Consider the following 8,858-nt stretch of genomic DNA (forward strand, 5'->3'; position numbering starts at 1 on the left):
ATGCTGGCCGGATGACGATTGGAAACCCGGCCGGATGAACGTCGGAATCTGCAGTTCAATGGCTCGGCCCCGGACGGTGGAACGCCCTTGCCAGCACTCACCCGGGCCGGGATCGGGCATCTCTATTTCGAGAGCATCCATCCCTTCGAGGATGGCAATGGCCGCATCGGGCGAACGCTGGCGGAAAAATCCCTCGCCCAGAACATCGGGCAACCGACGCTGATCGCTCTCGCCCATACCATCGAGCAGCATCGCAAGGCCTATTACGACCAGCTCGAGATCCATCAGCAGACGCTCGATGTCACGGACTGGCTGGTCTATTTTGCGGAAACGATCATCGCGGCCCAGCAGACGACGCTCGGCCGCGTCGCCTTCCACATCGCCAAGGCGCATTTTTATGATCGGTTCCGCGACAAGTTGAACGAACGGCAGGAAAAGGTGATCGCCCGCCTGTTCCGTGAGGGCCCCGGCGGCTTCACGGGCGGCCTGAGCGCGGAGAACTACCTCGCGATCACCGGCACCTCACGCCCCACCGCCACGCGCGATCTGCACGATCTGGTGGAACAAGGCGCCCTGACGCGAACCGGCGAGCGCCGATACACGCGCTACTACCTGAACCTGCAGGGGACGGCGGCAAAGTCGGGCGATGGCGGCATGTGACGCAACTGTTCGGGCTCTTTCGGTCGCCTTCGGCACGGCATCCCCTCAAACTTGCAGGATGCGCCAGAAGCCGACGTTAGCTGCGGGGACGATGAATGGCCGATTTGGGGCCGGGAGCGGACTGGTCGGTTTTGGCTGCCGCTGTGCAGATAGCGGCCGTTCTGCAGCCGACCCCAGTCCGGCCGTTTAGCGGATCGCGACACGCTTCCGAAACCGGCCATTCCTTATCGCAAAGTAGTCCCGTTTCTCCGTCTCCAACCGGCAGTTTCGGGAAAACACGTTCAGGAACAGGTTTCGGGAAAGCCCCCTGGCAATACGCGCCGCGCGGCCAATTTTGCCTCGCTTTCCCATCGAAGGTTCCTTTTCGAGAAAGCATCCGTGCCCTAAAGCGTCACCATGAAGATCATGTTGCGACCGCAGCGCAGCGGAGGACGGCGCAGGCGCGACTTTGTTGCTGCGCGAGGAATGACGGCGATCCAGGGTCCCCGCGCAGCGCGCGGGGTGGGCGTCGGCAGGGGAAGAAAGTCGGGACCAGCCGTTGTGGCATAGGCGCTCGAGGCGCAGCCGTCCTTCGGCCAGATCAGGCCATTGAAGAGGCCGTTTGGAGCGGGCACGGGCGGATGGATGAGGGAGACGGTTTGGCCTCGCGCCGGAGATAGAGACCCGTCCGGCCAGCATCGGCGGACGATACCTTGACCTTGGCCAAGTTGCGCATTCCCTGTTCCGCCAACGTCGCGAATGCTTTGCCCTTGGGGGGCCTTTCGACTGCGACGCGGCTGTCGTCCTCCAGGCGCACCAATCTTGCCGCATCGGAGGGAGAAGCCGGCGCGCCGGATCTCCGCTCCCTCCCGGCCCAGCCGGTTGACGCGGACGCTGTGCCGTTTGCTATCTGATGCGGCGAACGTAAATCGCGGTTTCAGGAAGGGGAGCTGTGCCCGTCAGAAGGGCCGAACGTCTTCATTCCGGTGATGCGCACGAAGGCGACAATGCCAACGGCGGCGGCTCCGAGGATCGAAAACACCATCTGCCACGTCTGGCAGGGCATGGTGTGCTTCACGATGCTATGGGTGGCGTGGAAGCCTGCCGCTGAAGCCGGGACGACGAATGCGGCGGCGATGAGCAGGCGCGCCCAGGTCGTACGGATGGCGGAGAGTAGGAAACTGCCCAGGCCGAAGGCCAGGGCTGCGGCAGCAAAGCCGACAACGATAGCGCCGAGCCATCCGGCGCCGGTGCCATAGGCCCATGTGCCCGCCGTGATGCCCGCAAACAGCGGCAATGCGAATACCGCCAGCGTGAAGAGCAGCCAGCAGAAGAATGCGATCGTCGCCATGCTGAGGAGAATGCCGATGAAGATCATGGGGGCGGCTCCATAAAATCAGATCGAAGCGCCTCCACCACCACGATGCACCGGCGGGATTGGCGTTGGCGTCAGAGCACGAGCGCACGCCGTCTCCGCCGTTCATGGCCGCCCGCTCGCCTCTCAAGAGTCGAAGGGGTCGATTTCGCGGACGATGGCGGCTTCGTCGCCGTCATATTCGGCCGCCGGGGCGACGGAGAGCGTGCCGTCGCCGGCGCGGAAGATGACGACGGTGGCCATCAGGGTGGTGGCGAGGCTGAAGGCGAAGGCGTGAGCGATCTGGGCGGACATCGACCTGGCTCCTGCGCGAGCGGAGGTCCATCCCCCGCTGACAGGCGCCCGAAAAGGCCGGCCGCTGGCCGCAATCACCGCGTGCGGCGCAGCCGGAGCGGCGGCACGCGCAGCGTAGTCCGACCCTTCATGGGTTGATGGCGTCAGGCCATCGGCTGGACCCAAGGATCAGCGTCGTGAAGCGGGGGTGGGCGTCCGGTCAAGAGACCGTGATGGTGGGTTGCTGCGCAGGTCGCTTCTGCCGGGTTGGCAGGTCTAACACCTGCCGCCCGTGGCAAGCCGTCAGCGTTGCATGTTCCACGGATTGATGACCGCCACACCGGCGGCATGGAAGGCGCTGGTATCGCGCGTGGCCACAGCGAAGCCCCGGGAGGCTGCGATTGCGGCGATATAGCCGTCGGGCGTCGGAAAGCCCTTGCCGGCCGCACGCGCCTTCACGGCGAGGTCGGCATAGCGTCGTGCGGCAGCGACATCGAACGGCAGGACACGGTCGGCGAACAGCTCCATCACCCCGTCCAGGGCTTCGGTGAGTCGGTCCTTGCGCTTGCCCGCGGGCAGCGCACCGATGCCGTACAACAGTTCGGCGATGGTGACGCTGGAGAGATAGAGCGTCTCGGCCGCCTGCTCGTCGAGCCACGCCCGCACGGTATCGTCGGGGACGGGCTTCATCGCCTCCGAGATGACATTGGTGTCGAGAAGGATCATTCGAAGCTCATGGGCTCGGCGGGCGTGCTGTCGCGCGCCGGGCTGAGGGCGTCGATATCCTCATTGGTTAGGCCAAGCCGGCGGCTGCGTTCCGCGAGCGCCGTGCCGAGCCGGAGGCGCGTGTCAGGGCGAACGGCGGTCTCGAGAATGTCGCGCATCTCGGCTTCGGTGCTGCGGCCATGCTGGGCCGCGCGCACCTTGAGGGCACGGTGCGTCGCCTCGGAGAGGTTGCGGATTGTCACTGCGGGCATGATGGCGCCTCCCAGTAAGGCTGATAGCGTTGATAGCAAAATAGATAATTTGCTATCATATTCAAGATGGCGGGTCGGGCAGCGCTTATGCGCCGCCGGAGCCGAACCGATAGACCGGGATGCCCATCTTACGGGCCTTGTCGGCCAGATTGTCCTGAATGCCGGTGCCGGGGAAGATCACGACTCCGATCGGCACCACGTTCAGCATCTGGTCGTTGCGCTTGAAGGGCGCGGCCTTGGCGTGCTTCGTCCAGTCAGGTTTGAAGGCCACCTGCGGCACCTTGCGGCTGTCGGCCCAGAGGGACGCGATCTTCTCGGCGCCCTTTGAGGAGCCGCCATGCAGCAGCACCATGTCCGGGTGCTTGGCGTGGATCTGATCGAGCTTGGCCCAGATCTGCCTGTGATCGGCGGTGTCGCCGCCAGAGAAGGCGATCTTCGGCCCGGCGGGCACAAGCACCTCGGTATCGGCACGCCTTCTGGCCGCGAGGAAATCCCGGCTGTCGATCAGCGATGCGGTGAGGTGGCGATGGTTGACCCGTGATCCGGCCCGTGGCGTCCAGGGCGAGCCGGCGGCGATACGGTAGCGGTCGGCGGCGGCCTCGCGGAAGCTTTCCAGGCCGTCGCGCCGGCCGATCAGGTTCATGCCGATGTCGATTAGGCGCTCGAGCTCGAGAGACTTCACCTCGGAGCCGTCCTGTTCACGCTGAAGCTGCTTCTGGGTCTGCTCGTTGTCGTCGAGCTTCTGCTCAATCCGGTCCACGGCGCGGTGGAACATGTTGACGGTCGACCAGAGGAGATCAGGGAGGTCGGCATCGAGGCTGGTGTCGGTGATCGTGGCGACCAGGGCGTCGAAGATGTCGGCAACGGCGCCTTCGATGAGGCGGTCTTCCGGTGGTGGGCGCTGGTCGCGCTCGTCCTCGGAAGGACGATGGCCGTGGAGCTGCAACTCCTGGATCAGGTGGTCGGTCGGGGATGAGACGTGGTGCGGCTCGTGGTCGTCATGCGCGCTCATGGGATGCTCCGTCGGCTTGGACCGCTTGCCGTGGCGGCCTTCATGGCGACGAAGCCGTCGGGCGGGACGGACCTGCACCCGGAGCGCGGGCATGGTCCCCGAAAGTGGGAACCGGTTTCGGGACAAGACCATGCCGAAAAAGCGCACAGGGCCGAAGCGCAGCGGAGGATGGCGACAAGCCGGCGATTTTGCCTCGCGATGGAAAGCGGCCCGAAAGCCGCGCCGGAAAATCGTCGGCGGCAGCCATTGCCGATCCGGCCCGGCTGATGGCCGATCGCCCTCTCGAAGGCGCAAGGCGCGGTCCTTTCCGTGGGCTGACGCATCCTTGCGGGTATGGCAGCCACGTCTCGCGGTTTAGCCCGTTCCGCCTATGGGGCCGGGCTCATGAAGCGCACGACATCTTCCGGGGCGAGCTGCAGCCGAACACCCATCCGGAGGGCATCCCTACCGAGCCGCTGGAGATCCTCGTTGAAGTCCCCGAGTGCTGGCGACAATGGAATGGCCTCGATGCCCTCGGCATTCGCCCGTTCGATCAACGTGTCCCGCGCCGCGTCACCGGCAGGATCGTTGTCGCGGACGATATAAAGCCGCCTCAAGGCAGGCGGGAACAGGATGGCGGCCAGATGCGCTGCCGAGAGCGCGGGCGCCATCGCCATGTTGGGCAGGATCTGCCGGAGCGACAGCATGGTCTCGATGCCTTCGCCTGCCGCCATCACGCTGCTGGGCACACCTATGCGAACGGTAGACCCCAGCAGATCACCCATCGCCTTGCGCGGCGTGTCGATCGGAGCCTTGTCCGAACCGTCGGGTGCGAGCCAGGTGCGGTGTACTCCGGTGATCCTGCCGGTTAGATCGGTGACGGCGGCGGTCATGGCGGGCCAGGCCTCGGTCGGGCCGCCGTCAGGCTTGTAGTAGCAGCGCGGATGAAAGCGCAGGTTTCCGGTTCCGTGCAAAAGCGTAATGCCGCGTCGGCGCAGATACGTCTCTGCAAGGGTCCGCTGCGCTTCGGGGCGCAGATAGATCAGCACATTGCGGCAGGACACCATGTCGAGGCGCGAGAACGGCGAATCGCCGAGAACGTCCTGCACCGCGAACACGATCGTTGCGCGCAGTTCCGGCAGCACCTGGTAGCCGTGATCATCCTTCGAGAAGAAGCGGGTGAGGCGCTCAGTTGAAACCTCCGCTTCGATCGAGGCGGGATAACGCCCCTCACGGGCGATGGCCACCGCATCGGCATCGACATCGGAGGCGAATATCTGCAGCTTGATCTCGCGTTTAGCCGCCGTCACTTCCTCCCGAAATAGCATCGCCAGCGAGTAGGTTTCCTCGCCCGTACTGCATCCGGCGATCCATAGGCGCAGGGGCTGATCGATGGAGTGGCTGCGGACCAGCTCGGGAATGATGGTCTTCGCCAGCACATCGAACACGCCGGGATCGCGGAAAAAGCTAGTGACGTTGATGAGCAGATCGGTGGCGAGGTGTTCGAGTTCCTTGCCATCGCGTTTCAGCAGTTCGGCATACGAGCCCATATCGTCAGCCGCCATCGAGGCCATCGCCATACGGCGCTCGATTCGCCGCCGGAGTGTGCCTTCCTTGTAAAGCCGGAAGTCATGAACCGTGGCTGTACGGAGCCGTTCGAGGATCGTGGGCAGCCAATCCTTAGGAGGGTTCTTCTCACCATGCGGGACCGCCGCATGTGCGCGACCGATCCGGCGATGGAATTTGGCCAGCGCCTCGGGAATGCCCCCCAGCGGAAGCACGAGGTCGACCGCGCCAGTGAGGACAGCACTTGTCGGCATGCCGCCATAGCCAGCTTCTTCGGGTTCCTGTGCGATGACGAGACCGCCCCTTTCTTTGATGGCCCTGAGGCCGAGGCTGCCATCGGCGCCGGTTCCCGACAGGACGACGCAGGAGGCGAGCTCGCCATATTGCTCTGCCAGCGAGCGGAGCAGGAAGTCGAACGGCAGACGGGCGCCGTGGGGAGCCGTCGGTGGCGACAGGTGCAGCGTGCCTGTTGCATGGACGGAGAGATATGTGCCGGGAGGGATGATGTAGAGATGGTCGCGTGCGAGCCGCATCCCCTCCGACGCCTGGACCACGACCATCGCGGTATGGTGGGCTAGGAGATCCACCATCATGCTTTCATGGGTGGGATCGAGGTGCTGCACGAGGATGAAGGCCATGCCGGTATCGGCAGGCATGGCATCGAGCAATCTGGCGCAGGCATCGAGGCCACCTGCCGAGGCGCCGATACCGACAATGGGAAAACGATCCGTGACCTTGGGCGGCGGCGCGCGTGCGAGAACGGGATGCTGGGCAGCCATTAAGTGATGTCGCTTTCACGGGTGAAGTTCGACAGTAGCTGAAACTTAGCGCGCTTCGAGATGCAGCTTCTGATCGAAATCAATCGTTACGATCACACTGGGTTGCAGCAAAGGCAGCTTGTCACGGTATGGGGCAGGTAGCCACGACCAAAGAGTCGCGCGGACCTTGCCGACCAGCTGCGTAGTTTCCGAGCCTGACCGGACGGTTCCCGCCTCTGTAGGCTTTCCTGGCAGGCTTGTCGAGGCGCGACAGTCGCGGGAGTGCTGTTGCACGCTCCACCTGCGCATGGCGTGACGCCGCGGGGCGGAGATGACGATGCTGACAGGCGATGAGGCCGCGAGGCGAGCCTTGTGCGTACTTATCATAGAGGACGATGCCTTTATCGGCACGCTCTATGAAGATGTGTTGACGGAGATGGGTCACAGGGTCTGCGCGATCGAGACGACGGAGAGAGGCGCCGTTGCCGCAGCGGCACGGTTCAAGCCGGATCTCATGATTGTCGATGCGTCGTTGCGCCAGGGCAGCGGAATCGCCGCAGCGCAGGAGATATTGCGGGGCGGGTTCGTGCCCCATCTCTTCGTCAGCGGCGACATTATCGGGGTTCAGGAGCGTATGTCGGGGGCCATCGTGCTGCGCAAGCCGTTTCTCGAACACGAGCTGGCGCGCGCCATCCAGCGCGCATTGTCCGCCAGCCCGACGTCTTGAACCCTGCGGCGGCATCGATGCGGGCTCCCCACTGGACCCTCCCCATCTCCGCAACTGAGTAGTTTCCGATCCTGCCGAGCATTGCCGACCCGGTGCAGTGTGCGGCCATAATTGGACGAGAACGCGCACCAACAACTCAATGTTTGTGAGAGCGCGCCGCTCGTCTGGCTTGTACGACGACACGTCAAAGGACATGCCATGACCTATCAAAGCACCAATCCCTTCAACGGGATTGCGGTCGATTCCTTTAACCAGATGACCGACAAGCAGCTTGATGCCGCAATCACGACCGCAGCGACTTGCTTCGAGAGCTGGCGGACCAAGAGCTATGCCGAGCGTGCGGCGATCATCGGCAAGGCGGCGGTACTGCTGCACGCCAAGGTCGAACCGCTGGCGCGTACCATGACCCTGGAGATGGGCAAGCGGATCGGCGAGGCCCGCGGGGAAGTCGAGTTCAGCTCGCGGATCATGGCCTACTACGCCAAGAACGCCGAACGCTTCCTCGCGTCGGTGGAACTCCATCCGACGGCCGGCGAAGCCCATATGGAAAGCAGCCCGCTCGGGGTGATCTTCGGTGTCGAGCCGTGGAACTTTCCCTATTACCAGCTCGCCCGCATCGCCGGACCGCACCTCATGGCGGGCAATGTCCTCGTAGTGAAGCATGCCGGCATCGTGCCGCAATGCGCCATCGCCTTCGAGAAGCTGCTGATCGAGGCGGGCGCCCCGGTCGGTCTCTATACCAACCTCTTCATATCGCACGAGCAGGCCAACAGGGTCGTCGATGATCCTCGCATCAAGGGCGTCTGCCTGACGGGTAGCGTCGCAGCGGGAGCGAGCATTGCGGAGCGTGCCGGGCGTAACCTCAAGATTTCCTCGATGGAACTGGGCGGGAGCGACGCCTTCATCGTGCTGGAGGATGCCGATCTCGACCACACGATCCCGTGGGCGGTTTGGGGACGGATGTATAATACCGGGCAGACCTGCTGCGCGGCAAAGCGGTTCATCGTGGTGGAGTCCCTCGCGGACACCTTCCTCGCCCGGTTCAAGGCAGCGCTCGAAGCCCTCAAGCCCGGCGATCCCATGGACGAGGCGACCACGCTTGGCCCCATGTCGAGCGAGGCAGCCCTGCTGCAGTTGCTGAAACAGGTGAAAGTCGCCGTGGACAAGGGTGCGAAGCTGGCATTGGGTGGCAAGCGCATAGACCGGGCCGGCTCTTACATGCAGCCGACGATCCTCACCGATATCAAGCCCGGTAACCCGGCCTTCCGGGACGAGTTCTTCGGCCCCGTGGCGCTGATGTTCCGCGTCAAGAACGAGGATGAGGCGGTCGCGCTCGCCAATGATTCCGACTTCGGCCTCGGTGGTTCAGTCTGGTGCAAGGACATCGCGCGCGGCAAGCGCGTCGCGAGCCGGGTCGAGACTGGCATGATGTTCATCAACAATATCGACTGGTCGGATGCCGAACTCCCGTTCGGTGGCATCAAGAATTCCGGCTATGTGCAGATTCCGACGTTCATCCGGCCGGGTTTCCAATCGTCATCCGGCCAGCATT

General features: G+C 64.1%; 8 protein-coding genes and 2 pseudogenes. 3 read left to right on the forward strand and 7 right to left on the reverse strand.

The genetic code is table 11. The features are described from left to right. Nucleotides 1-54: 54 nt before the first annotated feature. Nucleotides 55-660, forward strand: a pseudogene (locus KHC27_RS20775) (Fic family protein); the annotation flags it as partial. Between the two features lie 916 nt (nucleotides 661-1,576). Here KHC27_RS20775 and KHC27_RS20780 read toward each other — a convergent pair. From KHC27_RS20780 to KHC27_RS21950, 7 genes and pseudogenes are all read right to left on the reverse strand, one after another. After that, nucleotides 1,577-2,017: a hypothetical protein gene (locus tag KHC27_RS20780; protein WP_213341866.1), complete on the reverse strand. Its 441-nt coding sequence runs from the start codon at nucleotides 2,015-2,017 to the stop codon at nucleotides 1,577-1,579. Nucleotides 2,018-2,140: 123 nt separating this feature from the next. Then, on the reverse strand, nucleotides 2,141-2,308 hold the full coding sequence (locus KHC27_RS20785) for a hypothetical protein (RefSeq protein ID WP_165933870.1): 168 nt from the start codon (nucleotides 2,306-2,308) through the stop codon (nucleotides 2,141-2,143). A gap of 282 nt (nucleotides 2,309-2,590) precedes the next feature. Further along, nucleotides 2,591-3,013 (reverse strand): type II toxin-antitoxin system VapC family toxin, encoded by a 423-nt coding sequence (locus KHC27_RS20790; RefSeq protein ID WP_213341868.1) that lies wholly within the window; start codon nucleotides 3,011-3,013, stop codon nucleotides 2,591-2,593. Then, entirely contained in the window at nucleotides 3,010-3,264 is a 255-nt protein-coding gene (locus tag KHC27_RS20795; protein ID WP_213341870.1) for a FitA-like ribbon-helix-helix domain-containing protein, read from the reverse strand. The genes KHC27_RS20790 and KHC27_RS20795 overlap by 4 nt, the downstream gene beginning before the upstream one ends. A gap of 85 nt (nucleotides 3,265-3,349) precedes the next feature. Continuing rightward, a complete protein-coding gene (locus tag KHC27_RS20800) occupies nucleotides 3,350-4,276 on the reverse strand; it encodes a DUF2493 domain-containing protein (RefSeq protein ID WP_213341872.1) in 927 nt (308 codons plus the stop codon). A gap of 368 nt (nucleotides 4,277-4,644) precedes the next feature. Next, nucleotides 4,645-5,805 carry a CheR family methyltransferase gene (locus KHC27_RS21945; RefSeq protein ID WP_281417131.1) on the reverse strand — a complete coding sequence of 387 codons (1,161 nt, stop codon included), beginning with the start codon at nucleotides 5,803-5,805 and terminating at the stop codon, nucleotides 4,645-4,647. Next, nucleotides 5,785-6,600: pseudogene (locus KHC27_RS21950) on the reverse strand (chemotaxis protein CheB); the annotation flags it as partial. The gene KHC27_RS21945 and the pseudogene KHC27_RS21950, both read right to left, overlap by 21 nt. A 316-nt stretch (nucleotides 6,601-6,916) precedes the next feature. Between KHC27_RS21950 and KHC27_RS20815 the strand changes: the two are divergent. Both KHC27_RS20815 and KHC27_RS20820 read left to right on the forward strand, forming a co-directional pair. Further along, nucleotides 6,917-7,306 carry a response regulator gene (locus tag KHC27_RS20815; protein ID WP_213341874.1) on the forward strand — a complete coding sequence of 130 codons (390 nt, stop codon included), beginning with the start codon at nucleotides 6,917-6,919 and terminating at the stop codon, nucleotides 7,304-7,306. 198 nt (nucleotides 7,307-7,504) lie between these two features. Further along, nucleotides 7,505-8,858 (forward strand): NAD-dependent succinate-semialdehyde dehydrogenase (locus KHC27_RS20820; RefSeq protein ID WP_213341876.1); only part of this gene is annotated, 1,354 nt, incomplete at its 3' end.

The organism is Ancylobacter lacus (assembly GCF_018390635.1).
GTDB classification, from domain to species: domain Bacteria; phylum Pseudomonadota; class Alphaproteobacteria; order Rhizobiales; family Xanthobacteraceae; genus Ancylobacter; species Ancylobacter lacus.

What these genes read in the sequence shown, in the direction of transcription:
- KHC27_RS20780 (WP_213341866.1), bottom strand. Translation starts at nt 2,017, where the DNA reads ATGATCTTCATCGGCATTCTCCTCAGCATGGCGACGATCGCATTCTTC.
- KHC27_RS20785 (WP_165933870.1), bottom strand. Translation starts at nt 2,308, where the DNA reads ATGTCCGCCCAGATCGCTCACGCCTTCGCCTTCAGCCTCGCCACCACC.
- KHC27_RS20790 (WP_213341868.1), bottom strand. Translation starts at nt 3,013, where the DNA reads ATGATCCTTCTCGACACCAATGTCATCTCGGAGGCGATGAAGCCCGTC.
- KHC27_RS20795 (WP_213341870.1), bottom strand. Translation starts at nt 3,264, where the DNA reads ATGCCCGCAGTGACAATCCGCAACCTCTCCGAGGCGACGCACCGTGCC.
- KHC27_RS20800 (WP_213341872.1), bottom strand. Translation starts at nt 4,276, where the DNA reads ATGAGCGCGCATGACGACCACGAGCCGCACCACGTCTCATCCCCGACC.
- KHC27_RS21945 (WP_281417131.1), bottom strand. Translation starts at nt 5,805, where the DNA reads ATGGGCTCGTATGCCGAACTGCTGAAACGCGATGGCAAGGAACTCGAA.
- KHC27_RS20815 (WP_213341874.1), top strand. Translation starts at nt 6,917, where the DNA reads ATGCTGACAGGCGATGAGGCCGCGAGGCGAGCCTTGTGCGTACTTATC.